A 23,551-nucleotide genomic window follows, 5' to 3' on the forward strand; every position below is an offset into this window, starting at 1 on the left:
CTCCCGCTCCACCCCTCGCCCCTTCCCCTTCTAGCCATAAATTGGGTGCAACGAGGCCGGTTGACCTCAGACCAGGGCGCGCTCCTCGGTGGGGAGAGCGTCTGGGCGACGTACCTGGGCCGTGGGGAGCAGGCGGGCCAGCCAGGCGGGGAGCCACCAGTTGGCGGGACCGAGCAGTTTCATCACGGCCGGGACCAGGACCAGGCGGATGACGGTCGCGTCGACGAAGACGGCGGTGGCCAGGCCGAGGCCGAACATCTTCGTGCTCGGATCGTCGTTCAGCACGAAGCTCAGGAAGACGCAGATCATGATCAGCGCGGCCGACGTGATCACTCGTCCGGTGGACGCGATCCCGCGGACGACCGAGGCGTCGTTGTCGCCCGTGGCCAGGTACTCCTCCCGGATCCTGGAGAGCAGGAACACCTCGTAGTCCATCGAGAGCCCGAACAGAATCGCGAACATGAACATCGGGATGAACGGGATGATCGGCACTGTCGCCTCCAGCCCGATCAGGTCCGCGCCCCAGCCCCACTGGAAGACCATCACCATCACCCCGAACGAGGCCCCGATGCTCAGCAGGTTCATCAACGCGGCCTTCAGCGGTACGACGATCGAGCGGAAGACCACGGTCAGGAGTACGACGGACAACAGGATCACCGCGCCGATGAACAACAGAAGGCGTTCCCTGACCCGATCACCGACATCGGCCAGACTCGCCGTCTGACCACCGACGTGGGCCTTGGCCGGGCTCGCACCGATCACCGCCGGCAGGACCTCCGCCCGGAGACGCTTGATCGTGGCAACCGTGGCGTCGTCCTGCGGCCCAGTGGTCGGGAACGCGACCAACGTGGCTACTCCAGCCGCGGCGTTCACCTCCGCCGGCGCGACGTCGGCGATCCCCTGGTCGGCCCCGACAGCCTCCACAAGCAGCGGTACGACGCTCGCGTCCTTCGAGATGTCGACGGCGATCACCAACGGCCCGTTGATGCCGGGGCCGAAGCCGTCGGCGACGAGATCGTAGGCGCGGCGCTGCGTCCGGCTGTCGGGAAGGGAACCGTCGTCAGGCGTGCCGACCTGGAGTGCCAGCACCGGCGCGGCGAGCGCCAGGAGCAGGACCGTGGCGGCGACCGCGTAGGCACCGGCATTCCTGGCGACGTGCCGTCCCCAGCGTTGCCAGCCCAGCCCGGGGGAGGAGGTTGCCCTGCGCCGGAATCCAAGACGGTTGATCCAGTGCCCCGCAAGACCCAGGAACGCCGGGAGCAAGGTGATCGACATGAGCACCATGGTCAGCACGATCAGCGAGATGGCGACGCCACCGCCAGTCATGAACGGTACGCCGGCCACGGCCAGCCCGAGGATCGCGATGACGACCGTGCCACCGGCGAAGACGACGGACTGACCCGCGGTGGCGACAGCGCGTCCGGCCGACTCCTCGACCGTCATCCCATGCGCGAGGTTCTCGCGGTGCCGAGTGACGAGGATCAGCGCGTAGTCGATGCCCACCCCGAGGCCGACCATGCTGCCGAGCACCGGTGCCCAGCTCGGAATGTCGATCAGGTAGTCGACCAGGGCCATCGAGCTGATACCGAGCGCGAGACCGAACAGCGCCATCCCGATCGGCAGCCCCATCGCGATGATCGATCCGAACGCCAGCAGCAGTACGACGATCGCGGCGGCCAGGCCGATCACCTCGCCGAGTCCGCTCTCGGGTTCCTCGAACGCGAAGAACAGGTCGCCGCCCAGCTCGATCCGGAGCTCCTGGCCGGCCCGGTCCGCGAACGCCTTCAGGTTCGCGAGGTCTTGCCGGTCCAGTTCCTCCAGCACCGGGTACTGAAGCCGGATGATCGCGACCCGGCCGTCTGGTGAAAGGACGCCGGGGGTCGCGGTCGTCGTACCCGCGGGATCGCTGGTTCCCAGCACGTGCGGCAGCTCGGCCGCCGCCGACTGGACTTGCGCCAGAGCTGCCCGTGCCTCAGGTTCGAAGAATGTCACCCGGTCGTCGCGGGGTGTCACGACGACCTGTGCGGTGAGGCCGGCCTGATCCGAGCCGGCGGCCGACAGCAGGTCGGTCGCGTGCTGGGAATCGACCCCCGGTGCTCCGAAGGAGTCCTCGAGCTTTTGACCGAACGTGGTGGACGCCGCCACCACGAGCACGGACAGGACCAGCCACGTCCCGATCACAGCCCACGGTCGACGCGCGGCGAACCGGCCCAACCGGTACAGCGAATTCGACATCATCCTTGATCCCCTCCAGCGACGAATGTGGTCACATCGTGGCGAGGGCAAGGCGGCCGGCACCTCGGGCGAACGGCCCGACCTTCCTTGGCCGACCGGCCGATCGGCGCGCCGTACTTTGGGCTGATCCGCGGGCGCGTCCGGGGTCTCTACGCTGAGGTCATGCTGACCAACGCCGCCCGCGCACTCTGGGCCGTATCGCGGGCGCCCAACCCACCCCGGCGGGTCTGGCGGGACTGGGCGCTCGTGGCGGTGCTCGTGCCGACGGCGATCCTCGAAGGCGTTCTGCGTGAGCAGGTGGTCTGGCGACCTGTCGCGCTCGTGGTCGCGCTGGTCGCCGCTTGCGCCTTGCTGTGGCGTCGTACCCACCCTCTTGCCGCGGTGGCCGCTGCCTTCGGTCTTCTGGTCGTTGCCGACATCGCGACCCTGATGACCTCCGGCGGACCGGTGGGCCTCAACACCACGGCCTGCGTGTTGCTGCTGCCGTACTCGCTCGTTCGCTGGGGATCGGGCCGCGAGATCGGGATCGGGCTGGCGATCATCCTGGTCGCTCTGGTCCTGGGGCTCGTCAGCGACTTCACCAGCGTCGTCGAGTCGGTGTTCGGCAGCATGGTCCTGCTGTTCCCCGCGACGCTCGGTGTCGCGATCCGGAACTGGGCGACGTCCCGGATGCGCGAGCTCGATCGGGTGCGGCTCCGCGAGCGCGAGCAGTTGGCCCGTGAACTGCATGACACGGTCGCTCACCACGTCTCGGCCATCGCGATCCGGGCGCAAGCCGGTCGGGTCGTCGCCGCGACGAACCCCGAGGCCGCGCTGGACGCTCTCGCGGTGATCGAGACAGAGGCCTCGCGCACTCTCGCCGAGATGCGCATCATGGTCGGCGGCCTCCGCGACAACGGATCACCGGTCCTGGTCCCGCAGCCGGGAGTGGCCGATCTCGAGCGGCTGGCAAGCAGCGTAGGAGACCGGGTCGAGCTACACCTGTCCGGCGACCTGGAGAACCTCGGGTCATCGATCGGTACGGCGATCTATCGCATCGCGCAGGAGTCGATCACGAACGCCGTACGCCATGCGCGGCACGCGACCCGGATCGACGTCCGCGTCACCGGCGACGCGGACTGTGTGCGCCTGACCGTCTCCGACAACGGGGACGCCGGCTCGACCGCGCGGAACCCGTTGGGCTATGGCCTGATCGGGATGAACGAACGAGCGATGCTCCTCGGCGGTCTCCTGGAGGCGGGGCCTGGTCCCGACCGCGGCTGGATCGTCGAGGCGACCCTGCCGAGGGCGGCCCGATGACCATCCGGGTGCTCGTCGCCGACGACCAGGACCTCATCCGCACCGGGCTCGCGATGATTCTCGATGCCCAACCCGGGATCGAGGTGGTCGGTCAGGCGGCCGACGGCCACGAGGCGGTCGAACTCGCCCGTCGGCTGCGTCCCGACGTGTGCCTGTTCGACATCCGGATGCCCGGTATGGATGGGATCGCGGCGACTCGTGAGCTCGCCGGCCCTGGTGTCGAGGACCCGCTCGCGATCGTGGTGATCACCACCTTCGACCTCGACGAGTACGTGCACGGTGCGCTCAAGGCGGGTGCCCGCGGCTTCCTACTCAAGGACTCCGGACCCGCGCTGCTCATCCAGGCAATCCACGCTGCGGCCGACGGTGACGCCTTGATCGCCCCAAGCATCACTGCCCGCCTGCTCGCCGCGTTCTCGGACGTACACCGCGGACGCCCGCCGGCGCAGCCCGTCGAACCACTCACCGGGCGAGAGGAGCAGGTCCTGGTCACCGTCGCCCAAGGCCGGACGAACGCCGAGATCGCCGCCGACCTCCACGTCAGCCTCAGCACCGTCAAGACCCACCTCGCCAGCATCATGACCAAACTCAACGCCCGCAACCGGGTCGAAATCGTCATGTGGGCCTACGAAACCGGCCGCATCCACCGCTGAGCTCCGGGGGTCAGCGGAGGTCGAGGCGCATCAGGATTCGGGGGTGGCCGGCTAGGACGGAGGTGGTGGCGGCGGCCTTGGTGAAGCCGGCGCGTTCGAAGTTCTTGCGGAGACCGGGGTACGCCATCGTCAGATCGACCTTGGCGTCGCCGTTGTCCAAGGGGTACGCCTCGATCGCCGGCGCACCGTGATCGCGGGCGAACTCGACGGCGCCGGCGATCAGAGCATGCGAGATGCCCTGCTTGCGGTGACCGGGACGGACGCGGACGCACCACAGCGACCAGACCGGCAGATCGTCGACGTGCGGGATCTTGCGATTGCGCGCGAACGAGGTCTCCGAGCGTGGTGCGACCGCGGCCCAGCCGACCGGCTCGTCACCGTCGTACGCGAGGACGCCGGGAGCGAGCTCCGCGTGGCACAGCTCGGCGACGTACTCACCGCGGGCCGGACCGCGGAGCTCGTTGTTGAGCTTGGACGGGATCCGGTAGCTCAGGCACCAGCAGACATTGGCATCCGGGGACTTCGGGCCCAGCACAGCCCGAACATCCTCGAACACTGAAGCTGCACGAACCTCGATCGCCATGTCCCCACAATGTCAGAGGTGGCGACTCACTGACCTACCTGGTGACGTAGACGTTGATCTCGAGGATGGTGCCGTCGGTGTCGCGGATGATGTGGGACAGGCCGTTCCAGCGGGCGACGTCCACGCCCATCGTGATCAGGTGTTCCCGCCGGGTTCCGGACGCGAACGGCCGGGGGCAGTCGCCCCGGCGGGTGTGCCACGACCCGTCGCGGAAATAGGTCTCGATCGCGACGTCGACCTCGGATTCGGGGAACGGGGCTTCGAGGTGTCTGGGCATCGGCAACTCCACATCCTGGGGACACGACCCCCTGCCCCCAGGCACATACCGCCACCCTGCGATATGCCCGATCCACCGACCGACAGGCTCGTAGAGGATCGAACCATCAACCCCCGGGCTCAGACAGGGCCGAAAGTCCCTAACCCAAGGGACCCCCGGCCGGGTTTGGGCCGGCGGGCTGTGGTGAGCAGCCGCCAGCCCGCGGCCGGCGTACTCTGACCTCAGGTCGGCTCGTCAGCTAGGGGTTGCCATGCGCCGTCAGGTTCTCACTCGCCGGCTGGGGATCGGTCTGGGCGTGCTCTTCGTGCTCCTGGGGGTGGCGGAGACCATTCGCGCCATCGTGACCGGTGACGGCGGCTTGGCGTACTGGTTCGGGACGCTGGTCGGCGGCGGCACGTTGATCCTCCTCAGCACTCTCCGGTTACAGTCCCGGCCGCGACTGTCACTCGGTGCGTTGATCATCGGCGGCCTGGCCGCCTCACTGGCGACCGCCTGGACCCTCGTACTGCCGCTACTCGCCCTGCTGCTGATCTTCCTCCGGCTGACTGCCACCTCCGAACCGTCGACCCCCTAGCCGCAGTCAGGCGTCCGAGCGGAGCGTCTTCGTGTAGGCGGCGACGGCCTCCAGCGACTTCTCGTCGGCCCAGGACCAGTCCGGCCGCGGGGTCGTCGTACCCCCGTAGGGGTTGTCGGCGTAGTGACGTTGGAGTTCGGCCAGGCGGGTGGTCAGGGTGGCGCGGACTTCGGCGTACGACGGATCGTCGTCGACGTTGACCAGTTCCTCGGGATCGGTGCGGAGGTCGTACAACTCCCACTCGGGCTCGAACAGCCGCTCCGACGACCCGGGGACGCCGAGGCCGGCGCCGTAGTAGTGGATGAGTTTGAAATCCTTCGTCCGTACGCCGTAATGCGCCGGCGCGTGGTGGATCGGGTCGTCGTGTTCCCAGTACCGGTAGTACACGGCGTCGGGCCAGTCCGGGACCGCCGAGCCGCGCAGCAACGGCAGGAAGCTCCGGCCCTGCGAGGTCGGTAACGCCACAGCCGGATCCAGCCCGGCCATGTCGAGGAAGGTTGCCGCGAAGTCGACGTTGGTGACCATCGCGCCACAGCTACTGCCCGCGGGGATCGAGGCCGGCCAGCGGACCAGCATCGGCATCTGCAACGACTCGTCGAACATCAGCCGCTTGTCGAACCACCCGTGGTCGCCGAGGAAGAAACCCTGGTCGGACGTATAGACGACCACGGTGTCCTCGGCCAATCCCTCAGCGTCCAACGTGTCGAGCAACCGCCCGACGTTGTCGTCGATCGACTGCACGCACTGCAGGTAGTCGCGCAGATAACGCTGGTACTTCCATCGCATCCGCTCGACCCGCCGATCCGGCCCCCGCAGTTCGGCCGGCAGTTCCTCACCGAGTTCGTCCGAGCTGAGGTCGTCGGCCACGGACATCCGGACGCCGCGCACAGCCCGGCTCCGGGAGCTGTGATCGTCGAAGAGCGTGCTCGGCTCCGGGATGGAACCGATCGGGTAAAGCTCCTTGTGCTTCTCGTCCGGCACCCACGGCCGATGCGGCGCCTTGTGATGCACCAACAGCAGGAACGGCCGGTCCTGGTCGCGGTCGCGGATCCAGTCGATGCTCTGGTCGGTGACGATGTCGGTCGCGTACCCGGGCACGGTCTCGGCTCCGTCCGGCCCGATCATCAGCGGATCGACGTAATCACCCTGGCCGGGAAACACCTTCCACGCGTCGAAGTGCCGCGGCGCGGACTCGGGTCGCTCGCCGAGGTGCCACTTCCCGAACAGGGCAGTCTGGTAGCCCGAGGAGTGCAGCACCTCGGCAAAGGTGGGGATGCGGTAGTCGATCTCGGTGAAGATCGACGCGACCCCGTTGATGTGGCTGTAGGTGCCGGTCAGGATGGACGCCCGCGAGGGCGAGCAGATGGAGTTCGTGCAGTACGTCGCATCCATCCGGACACCCTGTGCCGCCAGCCGGTCCAGGTGCGGGGTCTCGTTGACCTTGCTCCCGTACGCCGAGATCGCGTGCGCGGCGTGGTCGTCGGACATGATGAAGACGATGTTGGGGGATGAGGTCATAGTGTCCAGCATCGGACACAGCGGCCGCGCGGGCGCCGTACCTGCTTTACCTTGGTTGCTCATGGCCATGTTCGATCTTTCCCTCGACAAGCTCCGTGAGTACCGGCCCGAGGTGGCCGCCCCCGCCGACCTTGTCGACTTCTGGCGCCGTTCCATCGAGAAGGCGCGTACCGACGACCTGTCCGCCACCTTCACCCCGATCGACAACAAGCTCGCGGTGATCGACACCTACGACGTCACGTTCGCCGGCTTCGGCGGTGCGCCGATCAAGGGCTGGCTGCACGTTCCCGCGGGGACGACGGGACCGCTGCCGACCGTGGTGCAGTACTTCGGCTACTCCGGCGGCCGCGGCTTCCCGCACACCGGGAACCTGTGGGCCCAGGCCGGTTACGCCCATTTCCAGATGGACACCCGCGGTCAGGGCTACAGCGGCGGCAACCCGGGCGCGACCCCTGACGACAGCGCGTACGCCGGTCTGAACCACGCGCCGGGGTTCATGACCGCCGGCATCACCGACCCGGAGACCTACTACTACCGTCGCGTCTTCATCGACGCCGTCCGCGCCCTCGAGGCGGTCCGGACGTCGGAGTTCGTGGACCCGGACCGGATCGTCGTCACCGGCGGCAGCCAGGGCGGCGGCATCTCGATCGCGGCCGCCGGCCTGGCCGGCCTGGCCGGGATCGACCTGGTCGGGTGTGCACCGGACGTCCCGTTCCTGTGCCACTTCGAGCGCGCCCTGCAGATCACCGACAAGGACCCGTACGGCGAGATCACCCGGTACCTGAAGGGCTTCCGGAACGAGGTCGAGACGGCGTACCGGACGCTGAGCTACTTCGACGGCGTCAACCTCGGCCGCCTGGCCACCGCGCCGACCCTCTTCTCCGTCGCGCTGATGGATCAAACCTGCCCGCCATCGACAGTCTTCGCCGCCTACAACGCCTACGGCACCGAGTCGGACACCCCGGTTGCCAAGGACATCAAGGTCTACTCCCACAACGAGCACGAGGGCGGCCAGACCTACCAGCAGGACGCCCAGCTCGACTGGTTCGCGAACATCTTCCAGTCGCGCGCTTGAAGGGAAACCCCCTTGTGAACAAGGGGGTTCCCGCACCGACCCGACCTGCCTTCCCTTCCGCGCAGAGATCGGGAAGGTTGATTGTCCGGCCCCCCTCCGTCGAGGAGCGTGAAGGCATCCAATTGTCTTCGCCGGAGGGGGAGTCGTGTCTGCATTCGACCAGGTATCCGAAATTCTCGAGTTGCTCGAACAGGAGGCGTCAGGGGAGCCGTCGGCTCGTGCGGGCAAGGAGCCGCAGCCGGGGCGCCGGCAGCAGTTGGCTGCCAGATTGCTCGGTGTCAACGTGCCGCGGGACGTGGTGGCGGAGTACGCCAGCCGTTCGCGCGTCGCCACCGCCATCCAGAACCTGCCCGCCGCCGTCGACTGGCGCGACATCGGCGGCCGGAACCACGTCTCCCCGGTGAAGGACCAGGGTGGCTGTGGTTCCTGTGTGTCCTTCTGTGTCTGCGCAACGATCGAGTCGACCGTGTCGATCGCCGTCGGCGAGACCGTCGATCTCAGCGAGGCGGATCTGCACTTCTGCTCCGCACACGGTGCGAGCTGCGGCGGCTGGTGGCCGAGCAGCGCGCTCGACGAGGCCAAGCGGCGCGGCCTCCCGTTGGAGGCGCTGTTCCCCTACTCCAGTGCGTTCGATGCCAACGGCAACCCCAGTTGCCGGCTCCACCCGGACCGTGATCACCAGCTCTACACGCCGACCGGTTACAAGACGCTGGTGACCACCGCGGAGCGCAAGCAGTGGCTGGCCACGCGTGGACCGGTCTGCGCCGTCTTCCAGGTGTACGACGACTTCTTCAGCTACACCAGCGGTGTCTACCGCCACACGTCCGGCCGTGCGGCCGGCTACCACTGTGTGGAGATCGTCGGCTACAACGACGCCGATCGCTGCTGGATCGCCAAGAACTCGTGGACGTCGAAATGGGGCGACGACGGGTTCTTCCGGATCGGGTACGGCGAGTGCGGGATCGATGACACCAGCAACGACCGCGACTCGGACGGCTCGCTGAACCGGTTCCCGATGTACGGGGTCGAGGGCGTCAAGGTGCCGGGTGGCTGGAAGAGCTTCGAGCTGACCGGGCCGCAGACAGCGGCGGCGACCGGCGGCGTGGCCGCGGTTTCGCGCATCCCCAGCAGCATGGAGGTGTTCTGGGTCGGTCCGGGCGGCTCCGTCCGGGACGCGTTCTGGTACGAAGGCAACCCCTGGCAGAACTTCGAGCTGGCCCCAGCCGGCAGCGCTTCACCGAACGGTGGCATCGCGGCGGTGTCGCGGATCCCGAACAGCATGGAGACGTGGTGGATCGGTGCTGACGGCTCGGTGCAGGCGGCGTACTGGTATGACGGTGGTCAGTGGTCGCGGTATGAGCTGGCTCCCGCCGGCAGCGCCTCGCTGAACGGCGGTATCGCGGCCGTGTCGCGGATCCCGAACAGCATGGAGGTCTGGTGGGTCGGCGCGAACGGCTCGGTCCAGGCGGCGTACTGGTACGACGGTGGCCAGTGGTCGCGGTACGAGATCGCCCCGGCCGGCAGCGCTTCACCGAACGGTGGCATCGCGGCGGTCTCGCGGATCCCGAACAGCATGGAGGTCTGGTGGGTCGGCGCGAACGGTTCGCTGCAGGCGGCGTACTGGTACGACGGCGGCCAGTGGTCGCGCTACGAGATCGCTCCCGCCGACAGCGCGTCGAAGGACGGCGGTGTCGCCGCGGTCTCGCGGATCCCGAACAGCATGGAGCTGTGGTGGGTCGGCGCGAACGGTTCGCTGCAGGCGGCCTACTGGTACGACGGCGGCCAGTGGACGCGCTACGAGCTCGCTCCGGCCGGCAGTGCATCGCTGGCTGGTGGAGTCGCCGCGGTGTCGCGGATCCCGAACAGCATGGAGGTCTGGTGGACCGGCGCGAACGGCTCCGCCCGGGACTCCTTCTGGTACGACGGCCAGTCGTGGCAGACCTTCGACCTGGCGCCGCCGAACAGTACGTCGCTCAACGGCGGACTGGCCGCGGTGTCGCGGATCCCGAACAGCATGGAAGTCTGGTCGGTCGGCGCGAACGAGGCGCTGAAGGACAACTTCTGGTACGAGTGAGCTGGTTCCAGTGACGAGAGAACGTCCGGCGATCCGGGTCACCACGTCCGGTGAGCCGGTCGAGGTCGCAATCCCGGAGTCGCCCACGACGGGGTACCGATGGGTGCTCGCGGACGGCGCGGACGCGGTCGAGGTCCTGAGTGCGAGCTTCACTCCGGACCCCGGCCGGCTCGCGGGCGGAGGCGGGACCAGGACGTTCCGGCTGGAGCTCCGCGATCCGGACGGCGCGGAACTGGTGTTCCTGCTGCGCCGGACGCCCGCCGGGGAACCGCTGGAACGTCAGGTGGTGATCATCGGACCATCGACGCACCGATGAGTTCTGGCCGGCGCTGTCGTTTCAACGAAGGACAGCGTCGGTCAGACTGTGACCGACCGGAACCGCGGGAGGCCGCAATGGACTGGAAACTCGAACTCGTCATCGTCCCGGTGTCGGACGTCGACCGGGCGAAGAAGTTCTACACCGAGCAGCTCGGGTTCGCCGAGGACGTCGACCACAGCGCGGGTGAGTCGTTCCGGGTGGTGCAGCTGACCCCGCCGGGTTCGGCCTGCTCGATCACGATCGGCACCGGCCTGACTACGGCTGCTCCGGGGGCTTATCAAGGCACGCACCTGGTGGTGAACGACATCGAGGCGGCGCGGGCCGAGCTGGTCGAGCGGGGTGTCGAGGTGAGCGAGCCGTTCCACTTCGGCGCCGAGGGCCAGCAGCCCGGCCTGCACCCGGACCGGCCCGACTACGGCACGTACCTGACCTTCTCCGACCCGGACGGCAACGGCTGGACGGTCCAGGAGGTCGGCAAGGTCAAACCATGACCACAGTCGAGGAGGCGGCGTTCGCGGGTGATGAGGCCGCGTTCGCCGACCTTGCCGGGCGGTACCGGCGCGAGTTGCATGTGCACTGTTACCGGATGCTGGCGTCCTTCGACGATGCGGAGGACGCCGTACAGGAGACGTTGCTGCGGGCCTGGCGCGGTCGGGACGGGTACGACGGCCGGACGTACTTCCGCGCCTGGCTCTACCGGATCGCGACCAACGTCTGCCTGGACGCGGCCCGGCGGCACGCCAGGCGGCAGGCCGCGTCACCGGGCGAGATGGTGTGGTTGCAGCCGTATCCGGACGAGTTGCTGGATGAGATCGCCCCATCCACCGACCAGCCCGACGCGGTGGTCGTCGATCGGGAGACGATCGAGCTTGCGTTCCTGGTGGCGCTGCAGTCGCTGCCGCCTCGGCAGCGGGGCGCACTGATCGCGCGGGACGTGCTCGGCTGGTCGGCGAACGACACGGCCGAGTTGCTCGAGACCAGCGTGGCTGCGGCGAACAGCGCGCTGCAGCGGGCCCGGGCGACAATGCAGCAACGCTTGCCGGCTCGTCGTACCGACTGGAGTGCGCCGCGGCCGACCGCCGAGGAGCGGGAGTTGCTGGACAGGTTCATCGACGCGCACGAGCGATGTGACGCGGCCGCCGCCATCGCGATCGCGGCCGAGGACATCCGGATCTCGATGCCGCCGGACCAGCTCTCCTTCGCGGGGCTCGAGGCGTGCCTTCCGCTCTTCGAGCGTGCGTTCGGGCCGGACCGGGACGGCGAGTGGCGACTGGTTCCGACCTTGGCGAACCGGATGCCCGCGGCTGCGTCGTACCTGCTCCGGCCGGGGGACACGGTGTGGCGCGCGTTCAAGCTGGACGTGCTGCGGGTCGGCGACGGCAAGATCGCCGAGATCACGACCTTCGGCTACTCCCGCTTCCCCGCCTTCGGCCTCCCGCTTCAGCTGACGACCTGAGGTGGTGTCTGGCGATCCCCCGCCTACTGCGCGGCACTCGGCACGGCACCTCGCCGCACTGGAGCAAAGGCCACGATGCTCCGCATCGAGACCTTCGCTCCAGCACGCCGATGCACCGCACCGAGCACCTGCTCGCGACGGCGTGGGATCACCAGACACCACCTAGTCTGGAAGCATGCTGGGACTGCCGACGGGGATCAGGGCCTGCTTGTTCGATCTGGACGGTGTGCTGACGGACACCGCCGCGGTGCATGCCGCCGCCTGGAAGGAGATGTTCGACGAGTTCCTCCGCGCATACGCGGAGCAGCACGGCGTCCCGTTCCGGCCGTTCGACGCCCGGGCCGAGTACGACGAACACGTCGACGGCAAGCCGCGGAGCAACGGCGTCCGGGACTTCCTCACCTCCCGCGGGATCCACCTGCCCGACGGCACCGCGGACGATCCACCGGACGCGATGACGATCAACGGCCTCGGCAACCGGAAGAACGCGGCCGTCCAGCGGCGGATCCGGACCGAGGGCGTGGCGGTCTTCGAGGGATCGCGCCGGTACCTGCAAGCTGTTGAGAAGGCCGGTCTCCGGCGGGCTGTGGTGTCGTCGAGTGCCAATACTCGCGAAGTACTCGAGGTCACCGGACTTGCGCCGTACGTCGAGGAGGTGGTGGACGGGGTGACGATTCGCACCGAGGGGCTGCTCGGGAAGCCGGCTCCGGACACGTTCCTGGCCGCGGCACAGCGGTTCGGGGTCGATCCGGCCGAGGCGGCGGTGTTCGAGGACGCGCTGGCCGGAGTGGCCGCGGGGCAGGCCGGTGGGTTCGGTCTCGTGGTCGGTGTCGACCGCGTCGGCCAGGCCGACGAGCTCAAGACCCACGGCGCGGATGTCGTCGTCCAGGACCTGGCCGAGCTGCTGGGGGAGGAGCACCGATGATCGACCGTGGGCACCACCCGATCGAGCCGTGGCGGTTGCGCGAGACCAGGCTCGCGCTCGACAAGCTGGCCCAGTCGGAGTCGTTGTTCGCGCTGTCGAACGGTCACATCGGGTTGCGCGGCAACCTCGACGAGGGCGAGCCGTACGCGATCCCGGGCACCTATCTGAACTCCTTCTACGAGCAGCGCCCACTCCCGTACGCCGAGGCCGGCTACGGCTACCCCGAGTCTGGCCAGACGCTGGTCGATGTCACGAACGGCAAGCTGATCCGGCTGCTGGTGGACGACTCGCCGTTCGACATCCGCTACGGCTACCTGAGTCGGCACGAGCGGTCCCTCGACTTTCGCACCGGCATTCTGGAACGCGACGTGGACTGGACCTCGCCGGGCGGCAAGCGGATCCGGGTCCGCAGCCGCCGGATGGTGTCCCTGACCCAGCGCGCGATCGCCGCGATCGAGTACGTCGTCGAGCCGGTCGACCAGCCGGCCAGGTTCGTGATCCAGTCCGAGCTGGTCGCGAACGAGACCCAGCCGAAGCTGTCCGACGATCCCCGGGTCGCGGCGGTGCTCGACAACCCGCTCAAGCCGGTCAGCCACGACGGCGGTGACAACGGCGTCGTCCTGATCCACCGGACCACGCGCAGTCGCCAGTTGATGGCGGCCGCGATGGCGCACGAGGTCGACACCTCGGTTCGCTACGCGATGGACCTCGACGTACGGGAGGACTGGGCCCGCTCGACGGTGATCTGCCAGTTGCAGCCGGGGGAGACGCTGCGAGTGGTGAAGTACCTGGCCTACGGCTGGTCGAGCCTTCGGACCGAGACCGCGATCCGGGACCAGGTCGCGGCCGCGCTGGCCAGTGCCCGCTTCTCCGGCTGGGACGGGCTGACCACGCAGCAGACCGAGTTCCTGGACGACTTCTGGGACGGCGCCGACGTGGAGGTGCACGGTCATCCCGAGCTGCAGCAGGCGGTCCGGTTCGCCCTGTTCCACGTGTTGCAGTCCGGTGCCCGGGCCGAGCGCCGGGCGATCCCGTCGAAGGGTCTGACCGGTGCCGGCTACGACGGGCACACGTTCTGGGACACCGAGGGGTTCGTCCTGCCGGTGCTCAACTACACGCTGCCCGACGCGGCCGCCGATGCGCTCCGATGGCGACACTCGATCCTCGACCAGGCTCGCGAGCGGGCCGCCGTACTGGGGCTGCGTGGGGCTGCGTTCCCGTGGCGGACGATCCGTGGACAGGAGTGCTCCGGTTATTGGCCCGCGGGTACGGCGGCCTTCCACATCAACGCGGATATCGCCGAAGCGGTGATGAGGTATCACACCGCGACCGGTGACGACCAGTTCCTCGAAGAGGTCGGGCTGGAGTTGCTGGTCGAGACCGCGCGGTTGTGGATGTCGCTCGGTCACCACGACCGGAACGGCCGCTGGCACCTTCCTGGTGTGACCGGGCCGGACGAGTACAGCGCAGTTGCCGATGACAACGTCTTCACCAATCTGATGGCCGCGCGGAACCTGCGAGCGGCGGCGGAGACCGCGGGGCGGCATCCGGCCCGGGCCCGCGAGCTCGGCGTCGACAGCGAGGAGGAGGCGGCCTGGCGGGACGCGGCCGCCGCTGTGCATGTGCCGTACGACGAGGAGCTCGGCGTCCATCCGCAGTCGGAGGGATTCACCCGGTACGCCGAGTGGGACTTCGAGGCGTACAAGGGCAAGTACCCGCTGATGCTGCATGCGCCGTACTTCCAGCTCTATCGCAAGCAGGTGATCAAGCAGGCGGATCTGATGCTCGCGACGTACTGGTGTGGTGACGCGTTCACCGCGGAGGAGAAGGCGCGCAACTTCGACTACTACGAGCGGCTGACGGTGCGCGACTCATCGCTGTCCGCCTGCGTCCAGGCCGTGATGGCGGCCGAGGTCGGCCACCTCGATCTCGCCTACGACTACGCCTACGAGGCGGCGCTGATCGACATGCGGAACCTGCACCACAACACCGGCGACGGACTGCACATGGCCTCACTGGCCGGGGCGTGGACCGCACTCGTCGCCGGCTTCGGCGGCCTGCGCGAGCGCGATGGCTGCCTGTGCTTCGACCCGGCGCTGCCGCATGGCATGTCGCAGCTGACCTTCTCGATCCGCTGGCGCGGCGCCCGGTTGAAGGTGGACATCACCGAACTCGAGGTCACGTACACGGTCCACGACGGCGCCGACTGCAGCGTCTCCTTCAAACACGTGGGCGAGCAGGTCACCGTGACTCCCGACAGCCCGGTGACCCGCCTGCTGAACAAACGAACCCCCCTCTTGCCCCGCCCCGCCCAGCCTCCCGGCCGCGAGCCGCTCTCAGCCCTGGCTCAGAACGGCTTGACCGGCTGAGTGCGTCAGCGCGTGACTGAACGCTTGTTGCGGGCGGCGATGCTTTCGGCGGTGCCGACGAGCATGACCGACGCGATCACGGCGACGACGAAGCCGAGGATGTTCAGCTCGAAGATGCTGCCGGTTCCGAGCAGGTTGGCGATGGTGCCGCCGATCACGGACCCGGCCAGACCGAGCAGCAGCGTGGCCAGCAGGCCGAGCTTCTGCTTGCCCGGGGTGAAGAGCCGCGCGAGCGCACCGATGATGAGTCCGGCGATGATGAAGCCGATCATGTCTGTGTTCCTCCGAGTGTCGACTGACTTCCAGTCTGCGGCCAGGCGACGCCCTGAGCAGTCCCCATTGACCCTGATCGCACCCGGAGAAGTCCCTCAGCCCACCCTCGGCGGGATCAGCGGGCGAGGGCCAGGAACAGCTTGGTGTTCTCGAGGAGCCTGGGGCCTCGTTCGAGCAGGTTGAGGATGCGGCTGCTGGCGCGCTGGGTGGCGCGCTCGTCGTTGGACAGCAGGGTCTTGACGCTCGACCGGCACGCACTCTCGGTCTTGAGGAGCTCCGCATAGAGCTCGATGTCCCGCAGGTCCACCCGTTCCTTCAGGAGTTGCTGCGTGCCGCGCGCACAACTCAGCAGGGTCTGGCCGGTCTTCTGCGTGGCCGGCGTCGTCCGGGAGACCACCTGGTCGGCGACGCTCTTCGCCACGAAGTACTCAGCACTGGTCGCCTTGTCCCGCAGATACCGCACGCTCGCCACCTCGCGAACGTCGTCCGTGAGTCCGCACACCGCCCATTGCGGCGGTACGACGAACACCTGAGTCAGCGGTATGCGCGCGGGCAGCTCGGTCACCGCGCTGAGGCCGCCGGCGCGGACGACAGCGGCCAGTGCGGCTTTCGACGCCGGGTCGGTGGGATTGGCGTGCGGTGCCTCGGTCAGTCGCGTCCGCCAATACGCATCCGGTACGACGAGGACGGACAGGCTGCCGGTGTTCCGCAGCAGCAGCGACGTACCGGTCTCGTCGGTACTGGCTTCCAGCCGCACGCCGTCCATGCCGGCCACCGGCCGCAGCTCGATGTCGGAATCCTCGCAGCTCGTCGCAGGCCCGAGCGGCGAGTACGTCGGCGTCACGATCGGCGGCTCGCCGAGCGGCACCTCCTCCACGCCCGCGCAGCCCGCCGCGGCCAGAACCGCGATGACGACAGCAGTGATTGCCAACGCCCGCCCACGCATCACCACAACATCCCCCCTGCGCCCATGCCACCGGGCACGCAGGTCCCCACCCCGCCCGGCTCATCAGCTACATCGTCAACGCGCACGGAGCGTTACGGAAGGCCCATTTGATAACAGATAAAGTCTGACAACCGCTTCAATCGCGCAGCGCACGCAAGAGCAGGACGACGCCGCGGATCGCGTCGAGGTTGGCGGCGATTGCGACCGCGATCAGGCCCCACAGCGGAACGCCGGCGATCGCCGACACCGCGAAGATCAGCAACCGGAACTCCCGCCGGAACAGCAGCCGTACGTCGGTATCCCTGCCGACCGCATGGACATAGGACACGAGCAGACAGCCCACCGCCGCGGCAAACCCCCAAGCCCAGGCGGTCAGAGTCGCACCGGTAGCCAGAACGAGGGCGAGCACGACGGACAGATCGGCGTACCGATCCAGAAGCGTGTCCAAGGTCGCACCATGACGTGTGGCTCTCACACTGACCCGGGCGAGCTCCCCGTCAACTCCGTCGAGTGCGGAACCGAGTACGACGCCCAACCCGCCGGCGACCATCAGCCACGTGTCACCCGTTGCCACGAGACCTGCAGCCAACAACGTGACGACAAAGGCCAATGCGGTCGCTACGTCAGGGGAGAGGCGAGTGCGCAGCAGCAGGCGTGTGAGCGGTCCGGAGATACGTCGGTTGAGTACTCGGGCAATGACTCCGTCGGTGGGCTTCGGCCCGTACCGACGCCACAGGGACCGTTCAAGCGCTCGAACTGTCTCCGGTGTGTCCACGTCAGCCCACAGGCCCTGCACCTCCGTGGACTGCATCTCGCACCCGTGCGCCAGCAGTTGCTGCCGGAGCTCCAGCCACGACTCACGCGCCCGGTAGGTCACCAACAGCACGTCCTGTACGTCGACCACGACCAGTCCCGCGTCCACTGCGTCGTACTCGTCGAGGTCAGGACCCAGACCGGCGACGGACCCGTCGTCGTGCAATCGGACCCGGTTCGGCCGCGTCCCGCTCATGGCGGAGTGGCGGGTGCGGTCCACGGCTGCGACGTTTCCGGCGGGTGTCTGGATCAGTCGCCGTACGTCGTCCGCCTCGAACACATGGTCACCCATCACCACGAGACAGCGCCGGTCGCCGATCCTGCTCAGTCCGGTCAGCACCGAGGACGCCGTACCGCTCTCCCAGTCCGGGTTGACCACCACCTCCACCGGCAGGTCGCGGTCCTTGATCGCGGTGATGACGTCACCGGCGCGATAGCCGAGCACGACCACGATGCGCTCGACTCCGGCCCGGCGCAGTACCCGGACCGACCGCTCCAGCAGGCTCGTGCCGCCGACGCGACGGAGCGCTTTCGGTTGAGTCGATCGCATCCGCAGACCCCGCCCGGCCGCGAGCACCAAGGCCACCCGGACCGCGTTGTCCTTGACCACAGCCAGCCTCCCCTCGCCTGTCCCAGCATGCCTCAACCGCTACCCTGTGCGGTGATGAATGCGGCGCAACGGCTGGTGCGCTCCCTGGTGATGCTGGGAGCGCTGCTCGGTGTGTTCGCGCTGCACGGCCTGAGCTTCTCCGCGGCGGAGCCCGCCGCAGTCCCGGTTGCCCAGACCGCCGCTGTTCTGCAGGTGGATCCGCACGGCGTGATCGAACGGCTCGAACAGGTCGCCATGCTGGCGCCGGACACGTTCGCCGTCGACGCCCCGGACCATCAGCGCGGGCTCGTTCCGTGCCTGGCCTTCGCTGCGGCCGGCTCCCTGCTGTTGCTGCTGTCTGTCGGCCTGTTCCTGCGCCGCGAACGGTTCGGCGAGGTACCGCGCCACGCGACCGTCACTCTCGCGGCACCACGCAGACGCGTGGTCTCAGCCGCACCCGATCTGGCAAGGCTCTGCATCCTGCGGACGTGACGTCCGTCTGACGCCGTCCCCTCACCTGCGTGAGTTCTTCACGCATGCCCTTTTCGCATTCTCCCGAAAGGACGCCGCCATGCGGCTCTCACGTCGCGGCATCGCTGCCGCCTGCCTTGCCACCCTTGCCCTGACCAGCTGCGGCACCGCCGAAACCCCGGTCGCCCAGACAACGACGGCTTCACCGATGCCGACGCCCACCGCCGTACCCAAGATGTCGTCGACTCCTGCGAGTACGGCGGATGTCACCGTCGACGTGTCGATCGCCGGCGGGAAGATCTCGGCCGGCGGCCATGCCGTGGTGAAGGCGAAACCCGGCCAGACGGTCCGGATCAACGCCCGCAGCGACGTACCGGAATCGCTGCACGTGCACGGCTACGACAAGACCCTGGACCTGAAGCCGGGCAAGCCCGCTTCCGTCGAGTTCACCACCTCCACCAAGGGGATCTTCGAGGTCGAGACCCACGAGAGCGGCAAGCTCGTGTTCAAGCTGCAGGTGTCGTGACCGCGCATCTCCTCCCGCTGCACGGGATCGGCGGCCGTCAGGATCTGCCCGTGCCGTTGGAGTTCGCTGTCATCGGTGCGGGCGTCGCGATCACGTTGTCGTTCGTGATCCTGGCCGTCGCCTGGCGAACTCCTCGCTACCGCGGTGCAGCCGCCGGTACGCCGTTGCCCTCCGCGCTGGCCACCGCTCTGGACTCGTACTGGTTGCGGTGGTCGGTGCGGCTGTTCGGCCTGACGGCTTTCATCTACGCGGGGATGGCGTTGCTGGCCGGAGCGGATCGATTGACGAACCCGATCTTCGGATTCGTCTACATCCTCGTGTGGGTCGGCCTGGTGCCGGTCTCACTACTGCTCGGGCCGGTGTGGCGGACCCTGAACCCACTGCGCACCCTGCACCTGCTGGTCTGCCGGCTCCTGCGACACGACCCGCGCCAAGGGCTGCTGGACTTGTCGCCGCGAGTAGGCCTATGGCCTGCGGCCCTGGGGATCTTCGCCTTCGCCTGGCTGGAGCTGGTCGCACCAGACCGCGCGACCCTCCTCGTCCTGCAGACCTGGCTGGCGCTGTACGTCGTGTTCGTCCTCTTTGGTGCGGTGCTGTTCGGGGACCGGTGGTTCGCCACCGCGGACCCGTTCGAGGCATACGCGACGTTGATGGCCAAGCTCTCACCGTGGGGCCGCCGTACCGACGGAGTGATCGTCGTACGACGGCCGCTGGAGAACCTGGACAGCCTCACACCCCGACCAGGACTGGTCGGCCTAGTCGCCGCACTTCTCGGATCCACGGCGTACGACGGATTCTCCCGCAGCACACTGTGGATCGCCTGGGCGCAGAACTCGGGCTACTCGGAGACACTGCTCGGCACGATCGCGCTGGCCGGTTTCGTCGTCTTCGTGCTGGTGACCTACTCGTCCGCAACGGTGCTGGCCGGGCGAATGTCCTCCCGATCCGCACTGCCCGGGATGTTCGCGCATTCAGTGGTGCCGATCGTGCTCGGGTACGTCGTCGCGCACTACTTCACCCTGCTCGTGCTCGAAGGCCAGCGAACGGTGATCCTGCTGAGCGATCCGCTCAGCAACGGCTGGAACGTGTTCGGCACCGGTTTGCTCGGAGTCAACGCGGGCCTCACCAACCACCCCGCGGCGATCGCGACCGTGCAGGTCGGTGCCGTGGTCGTCGGCCATCTCCTCGGTGTCGTGTCCGCCCACGACCGCGCCGTCGCGCTGTTCGCGCGCGGCAGAGCGCTGGCGGGACAGCTCCCGCTGCTGGTCGTCATGGTCGGCTACACCGTCGGCGGCCTCCTACTGCTGTTCTCTTCCTGATAGAGGTCGACCGGACAGCCACAAGCTAAACGTTGCTGCCGACAACAAAGTCACCTTCGTAGAGTTCCTCGACTTCGAGTGCGAGTCCTGCCGGGCCGCATACCCGGCGGTCGAGCAACTGTGCAAGGACTACGAGTGGGGCGAGCAGCGGGTCCCGGCCGACGACCGCTTCCGCGGCTACGCCAAGGAACTCGGTCTCGACCTGACCGCCTACGACCAGACGTACGCCGACCCCGCCACGCTGGAGCGGATCCGCAAGGACGTCGCCGACGGTGAGGCTCTCGGAGTGAGCGGAACTCCGACGTTCTTCGTCAACGGGAAGAAACTCCAGCCCGAGTCGGTGCAGGACCTGGTCGCGATTCTCGATGCGGCTCTCGGACAGCGCGTAACCGCGGGAACGGCCGGCGCCGTTCCCGCGGTTACTGCCCTGGTTGCTGCTGCTCGGTGGCCTGATCGGGCTGGCCGCGTCGGCGGTGCTGACGGTGGAGAAGATCGCGATCCTGCGCGACCCGGCCTACGTCCCGTCCTGCAGCATCAACCCGGTGCTGTCCTGCGGCTCGGTGATGACCAGGCCGCAGGCCGAGGTCTTCGGGTTCCCCAACCCACTGCTCGGCATCGCCGGCTTCGCTGTGGTCGCGACAGTCGGCGCGGCTCTGCTGGCCGGCGCGACCTTCCGCCGCTGGTTCTGGCTGGGTCTCCAAGCCGGCGTCACCTTCGGCGCCGGCTTCGTCCACTGGCTGATCTTCCAGAGCCTCTACCGAATCGGGGCTCTGTGCCCGTACTGAATGGTCATCTGGGCCGTCACCATTCCGATCTTCTGGTACGTCACGCTGCACAACCTCCGCCGCCGCCGCACCTTCCACGGCGTCGCCCTGACCCTTTGGTTCGTCCTCGTCCTGGCCCTGATCACCGAACAGTTCTGGTCGTACTGGCGAACCTTGGGGTGAATTGTCGGATCGGTGCCCTAGCCTCGGATCGTGGGTGTGCATGAGCTTTCCCGGCGGGATGCGCGACGGATCGCCGTACGGGCGCAGCTGCTCGACAGCGAGCGGCCGGAGGATCTGTTCGACGTCGTACGGCGGCTGACCGTGGTGCAGTACGACCAGACGGCCGCGGTGGCGCCGAATGCCGATCTGGTCGCGTGGAGCCGGCTGGGATCGTCGTACTCGCCGGATGAGTTGGTGGACGCGCTCGAGACGCAGGCGTTGATCGAGCTGCGCGGGTTCGTCCGGCCGAGGGAGAGCCTGGCGTTGTTCCGGGCCGAGATGGCGGAGTGGCCGGGGAGCGGGCCGTTGCTCGACTACCAGGAGTACCGGCGCGACTGGGTGAAGGCCAACGAGGGCTGCCGGCTGGACATCCTCGAGCGGCTCCGGCAGGACGGCCCGCTGGTCATGCGGGAGCTGCCCGACACCTGCGTGACGCCGTGGAAGTCGTCGGGCTGGACCAACAATCGCAACGTGTCCCAGCTGCTCGAATTCATGCTGCAGCGTGGCGAGGTCGCGGTCGCCGGTCGCGACGGGCGGGATCGGCTCTGGGACCTGGCTTCGCGCGTGTACCCGGACGAGCCGGCCGTCCCGGTCGACGAGGCGAAGCGCATCCGCAACGAGCAGCGGCTGCGCTCCCTCGGCATCGCCCGAGACAAGGGCCCGGCCTGCCCCGGCGAGCCCATCGACGTCGGCCCGGTGGGGGAGCCGGCCGTGGTCGAGGGGGTTCGCGGTCAGTGGCGCGTCGACCCGGCCCAGCTCGGTCAGCCCTTCTCGGGTCGTACGGCGTTGCTCTCGCCGCTGGACCGGATGATCTACGAGCGGAAACGGATGGCCGAGCTGTTCGAGTTCGACTACCAGTTGGAGATGTACAAGCCGGTAGCCCAGCGCCGGTGGGGCTACTTCGCGCTGCCGATCCTGCACGGCGACCGCCTGGTCGGAAAGGTCGACGCCACCTCTGACCGCAAGGCCGGCATGCTCCGCGTCGACGCCATCCACGAGGACGAGCCGTTCAGCAAGAGCCTGACCGCCGCGGTCCAGCGCGAACTCAAAGATCTTGCCAAATGGTTGCGATTGGAGCTCGTCCAGACCAAGTAGCGGTCTAATGGAGGTAGGGGCGGGAGGCTGGTCAGATGGCGATGGGCGGGCCAGGGCAGGAACGCGATCGGCAGCGGATGCGACCGGCGGCGGCGATCGCGGCGGCCGTGGTGGTCACGCTGGTGTCCGCTGTGCTGGCCGGTCTCGGGGTGCTGTTCCTCGGCGGCGACCCCGCTTCGACTGGGCAAGGCGCCGTACCACTGCCTGGAGGAGCGGCATCACCGACGACCACCGCCTCGTCGCCACAGCCGGCGGCGCCCTCTCCGACCAGGCAGGTGCCGCCGAGTGCGCAACCCTTCGCGTACCAGCCATTGTGGCCGTTCGCCTCGGTCGCCGAGGCCGCCGCATGGCAGCGGGCATACCGCGAGGGCGGGCAGCAGCCGTGGCACCTGGACGCGGATGAGACCGCGCAGTCCTTCACCACCGGCTTCCTCGGCTTCACCGAGATCGACCGGGTGGTCGCCCGTTCGATCAAGGGCAACGAGGCGTGGATCTCGGTCGGCTACCAGTCCGACGAAGGCCCGGCGAGCGTCGCGGCGGTGGTTCACCTCGTCCGCATCGGCCAGGGCGACGACGCACCCTGGGAGGTGGTCGGCACCCGCGACACCACGCTCACCCTCGAGCGACCCCGGTACGGCGCGAAGGTGAGCTCCCCGATCACCGTCGGCGGCCGCATCAGCGGTGTCGACGAGTCGATCCGGGTCGACGTACGCCAAACCGGCGCCGAGGAACCGCTCGGTACATCCTGCTGCCTCCCAGGCGGCGGCGAGAAACAAGCCTGGTCGGTCCGGGTCACGTTCCGCGGCGCGACCGACGGCGCCCTCACGGTGGTGGCCTCCACCGGCGGTCACGTCCAGGACATCGAACGCTTCGCAATCACCGGCGTCACGGTCGAATAGGACGTCCGTCTCCTTCTCGAACTCGACCTCCACGGTGTTTCGGTAGGGCGACTGTGGTGGCGCGGCCGTGAGGGCGGCTGTGGTTACTGGGTGCTGCGAGAAGGGGACTGTGGTGTCGCGGCTCCGGGCTGCGTGATGGTGCTAGTCGGTGCGGCGGGCGTCAAGTGCGCCTTCGGCGTCCGCTGCGCGGATCGAACAAGTTCGACACTTGACTCCCACCACCCCGACCAGGAGGGCGCAGCTATCCCGGAGCTGCTCACCCGAGTGGTCGCGTGTC

At 68.3% G+C, this 23,551-nt stretch carries 25 protein-coding genes and 1 pseudogene; 19 read left to right on the forward strand and 7 right to left on the reverse strand.

The window, feature by feature from the left end; translation table 11 throughout:
* Positions 1 to 66: 66 nt before the first annotated feature.
* Entirely contained in the window at positions 67 to 2,238 is a 2,172-nt protein-coding gene (locus V9K99_RS40450; RefSeq protein WP_337007971.1) for an MMPL family transporter, read from the reverse strand.
* 159 nt (positions 2,239 to 2,397) lie between these two features.
* Between V9K99_RS40450 and V9K99_RS40455 the strand changes: the two genes are divergently transcribed.
* Both V9K99_RS40455 and V9K99_RS40460 read left to right on the forward strand, forming a co-directional pair.
* Entirely contained in the window at positions 2,398 to 3,534 is a 1,137-nt protein-coding gene (locus V9K99_RS40455) for a sensor histidine kinase (RefSeq protein ID WP_337007973.1), read from the forward strand.
* Positions 3,531 to 4,187, forward strand: coding sequence for a response regulator transcription factor (locus V9K99_RS40460; RefSeq protein ID WP_337007975.1), 657 nt, complete (start codon positions 3,531 to 3,533; stop codon positions 4,185 to 4,187). The genes V9K99_RS40455 and V9K99_RS40460 overlap by 4 nt, the downstream gene beginning before the upstream one ends.
* A 10-nt stretch (positions 4,188 to 4,197) precedes the next feature.
* Here the strand turns inward: V9K99_RS40460 and V9K99_RS40465 are convergent, their stop codons facing one another.
* Both V9K99_RS40465 and V9K99_RS40470 read right to left on the reverse strand, forming a co-directional pair.
* Positions 4,198 to 4,770 (reverse strand): GNAT family N-acetyltransferase, encoded by a 573-nt coding sequence (locus V9K99_RS40465; protein WP_337007977.1) that lies wholly within the window; start codon positions 4,768 to 4,770, stop codon positions 4,198 to 4,200.
* Positions 4,771 to 4,804: 34 nt separating this feature from the next.
* Positions 4,805 to 5,047, reverse strand: coding sequence for a hypothetical protein (locus tag V9K99_RS40470; RefSeq protein ID WP_337007979.1), 243 nt, complete (start codon positions 5,045 to 5,047; stop codon positions 4,805 to 4,807).
* A gap of 250 nt (positions 5,048 to 5,297) precedes the next feature.
* On the opposite strand from V9K99_RS40470, the gene V9K99_RS40475 reads away from it, so the two are divergent.
* Positions 5,298 to 5,621, forward strand: coding sequence for a hypothetical protein (locus V9K99_RS40475; RefSeq protein ID WP_337007981.1), 324 nt, complete (start codon positions 5,298 to 5,300; stop codon positions 5,619 to 5,621).
* Positions 5,622 to 5,627: 6 nt separating this feature from the next.
* Here V9K99_RS40475 and V9K99_RS40480 read toward each other — a convergent pair whose 3' ends face one another.
* A complete protein-coding gene (locus V9K99_RS40480; protein WP_337007982.1) occupies positions 5,628 to 7,139 on the reverse strand; it encodes a sulfatase family protein in 1,512 nt (503 codons plus the stop codon).
* Between the two features lie 61 nt (positions 7,140 to 7,200).
* Here V9K99_RS40480 and V9K99_RS40485 point away from each other — a divergent pair, with 61 nt between their 5' ends.
* From V9K99_RS40485 to V9K99_RS40515, 7 genes are all read left to right on the forward strand, one after another.
* A complete protein-coding gene (locus V9K99_RS40485; protein ID WP_337007984.1) occupies positions 7,201 to 8,214 on the forward strand; it encodes an acetylxylan esterase in 1,014 nt (337 codons plus the stop codon).
* Positions 8,215 to 8,359: 145 nt separating this feature from the next.
* Positions 8,360 to 10,288, forward strand: coding sequence for a C1 family peptidase (locus tag V9K99_RS40490; protein WP_337007986.1), 1,929 nt, complete (start codon positions 8,360 to 8,362; stop codon positions 10,286 to 10,288).
* A 10-nt stretch (positions 10,289 to 10,298) separates the two neighbouring features.
* Entirely contained in the window at positions 10,299 to 10,604 is a 306-nt protein-coding gene (locus tag V9K99_RS40495) for a protease inhibitor I42 family protein (RefSeq protein ID WP_337007988.1), read from the forward strand.
* Between the two features lie 77 nt (positions 10,605 to 10,681).
* A complete protein-coding gene (locus V9K99_RS40500) occupies positions 10,682 to 11,098 on the forward strand; it encodes a VOC family protein (protein WP_337007990.1) in 417 nt (138 codons plus the stop codon).
* Positions 11,095 to 12,063, forward strand: coding sequence for an RNA polymerase subunit sigma-70 (locus tag V9K99_RS40505; protein WP_337007992.1), 969 nt, complete (start codon positions 11,095 to 11,097; stop codon positions 12,061 to 12,063). Before V9K99_RS40500 ends, V9K99_RS40505 begins: the two co-directional genes overlap by 4 nt.
* 175 nt (positions 12,064 to 12,238) lie before the next feature.
* Entirely contained in the window at positions 12,239 to 12,988 is a 750-nt protein-coding gene (locus V9K99_RS40510; protein WP_337007994.1) for a beta-phosphoglucomutase family hydrolase, read from the forward strand.
* Positions 12,985 to 15,357 (forward strand): glycoside hydrolase family 65 protein, encoded by a 2,373-nt coding sequence (locus tag V9K99_RS40515; RefSeq protein WP_337007996.1) that lies wholly within the window; start codon positions 12,985 to 12,987, stop codon positions 15,355 to 15,357. Before V9K99_RS40510 ends, V9K99_RS40515 begins: the two co-directional genes overlap by 4 nt.
* 5 nt (positions 15,358 to 15,362) lie before the next feature.
* On the opposite strand, the gene V9K99_RS40520 is transcribed toward V9K99_RS40515, so the two are convergent.
* From V9K99_RS40520 to V9K99_RS40530, 3 genes are all read right to left on the reverse strand, one after another.
* Entirely contained in the window at positions 15,363 to 15,629 is a 267-nt protein-coding gene (locus V9K99_RS40520; protein WP_337007998.1) for a GlsB/YeaQ/YmgE family stress response membrane protein, read from the reverse strand.
* Between the two features lie 116 nt (positions 15,630 to 15,745).
* Positions 15,746 to 16,579 carry a hypothetical protein gene (locus V9K99_RS40525; protein WP_337007999.1) on the reverse strand — a complete coding sequence of 278 codons (834 nt, stop codon included), beginning with the start codon at positions 16,577 to 16,579 and terminating at the stop codon, positions 15,746 to 15,748.
* A gap of 133 nt (positions 16,580 to 16,712) precedes the next feature.
* The gene (locus tag V9K99_RS40530) at positions 16,713 to 17,999 is read right to left on the reverse strand and encodes an NTP transferase domain-containing protein (protein ID WP_337008001.1); all 1,287 of its coding nucleotides are present in this window, start codon (positions 17,997 to 17,999) and stop codon (positions 16,713 to 16,715) included.
* Positions 18,000 to 18,053: 54 nt separating this feature from the next.
* Between V9K99_RS40530 and V9K99_RS40535 the strand changes: the two genes are divergently transcribed.
* The 9 genes and pseudogenes from V9K99_RS40535 to V9K99_RS40575 all read left to right on the forward strand — a co-directional run.
* Positions 18,054 to 18,470 carry a hypothetical protein gene (locus V9K99_RS40535; RefSeq protein ID WP_337008004.1) on the forward strand — a complete coding sequence of 139 codons (417 nt, stop codon included), beginning with the start codon at positions 18,054 to 18,056 and terminating at the stop codon, positions 18,468 to 18,470.
* Between the two features lie 79 nt (positions 18,471 to 18,549).
* Entirely contained in the window at positions 18,550 to 18,975 is a 426-nt protein-coding gene (locus V9K99_RS40540) for a hypothetical protein (RefSeq protein ID WP_337008006.1), read from the forward strand.
* Positions 18,972 to 20,294, forward strand: a complete 1,323-nt coding sequence (locus V9K99_RS40545) for a hypothetical protein (RefSeq protein WP_337008008.1) — start codon at positions 18,972 to 18,974, stop codon at positions 20,292 to 20,294. The genes V9K99_RS40540 and V9K99_RS40545 overlap by 4 nt, the downstream gene beginning before the upstream one ends.
* Positions 20,295 to 20,412: 118 nt before the next feature.
* Positions 20,413 to 20,652: pseudogene (locus V9K99_RS40550) on the forward strand (DsbA family protein); the annotation flags it as partial.
* Between the two features lie 73 nt (positions 20,653 to 20,725).
* The gene (locus V9K99_RS40555) at positions 20,726 to 21,079 is read left to right on the forward strand and encodes a vitamin K epoxide reductase family protein (protein WP_337008010.1); all 354 of its coding nucleotides are present in this window, start codon (positions 20,726 to 20,728) and stop codon (positions 21,077 to 21,079) included.
* Complete coding sequence (locus tag V9K99_RS40560; RefSeq protein ID WP_337008012.1) at positions 21,080 to 21,241, forward strand: hypothetical protein; 162 nt, start codon at positions 21,080 to 21,082, stop codon at positions 21,239 to 21,241.
* A 30-nt stretch (positions 21,242 to 21,271) separates the two neighbouring features.
* Positions 21,272 to 22,375 carry a DNA glycosylase AlkZ-like family protein gene (locus V9K99_RS40565; protein WP_337008014.1) on the forward strand — a complete coding sequence of 368 codons (1,104 nt, stop codon included), beginning with the start codon at positions 21,272 to 21,274 and terminating at the stop codon, positions 22,373 to 22,375.
* Positions 22,376 to 22,410: 35 nt separating this feature from the next.
* Positions 22,411 to 23,274: a hypothetical protein gene (locus tag V9K99_RS40570; protein ID WP_337008016.1), complete on the forward strand. Its 864-nt coding sequence runs from the start codon at positions 22,411 to 22,413 to the stop codon at positions 23,272 to 23,274.
* 90 nt (positions 23,275 to 23,364) lie between these two features.
* On the forward strand, positions 23,365 to 23,551 hold a 187-nt coding region (locus V9K99_RS40575), incomplete at its 3' end, for a hypothetical protein (protein ID WP_337008018.1).

The organism is Kribbella sp. CCNWLW201 (assembly GCF_037203805.1).
GTDB lineage: Bacteria > Actinomycetota > Actinomycetes > Propionibacteriales > Kribbellaceae > Kribbella.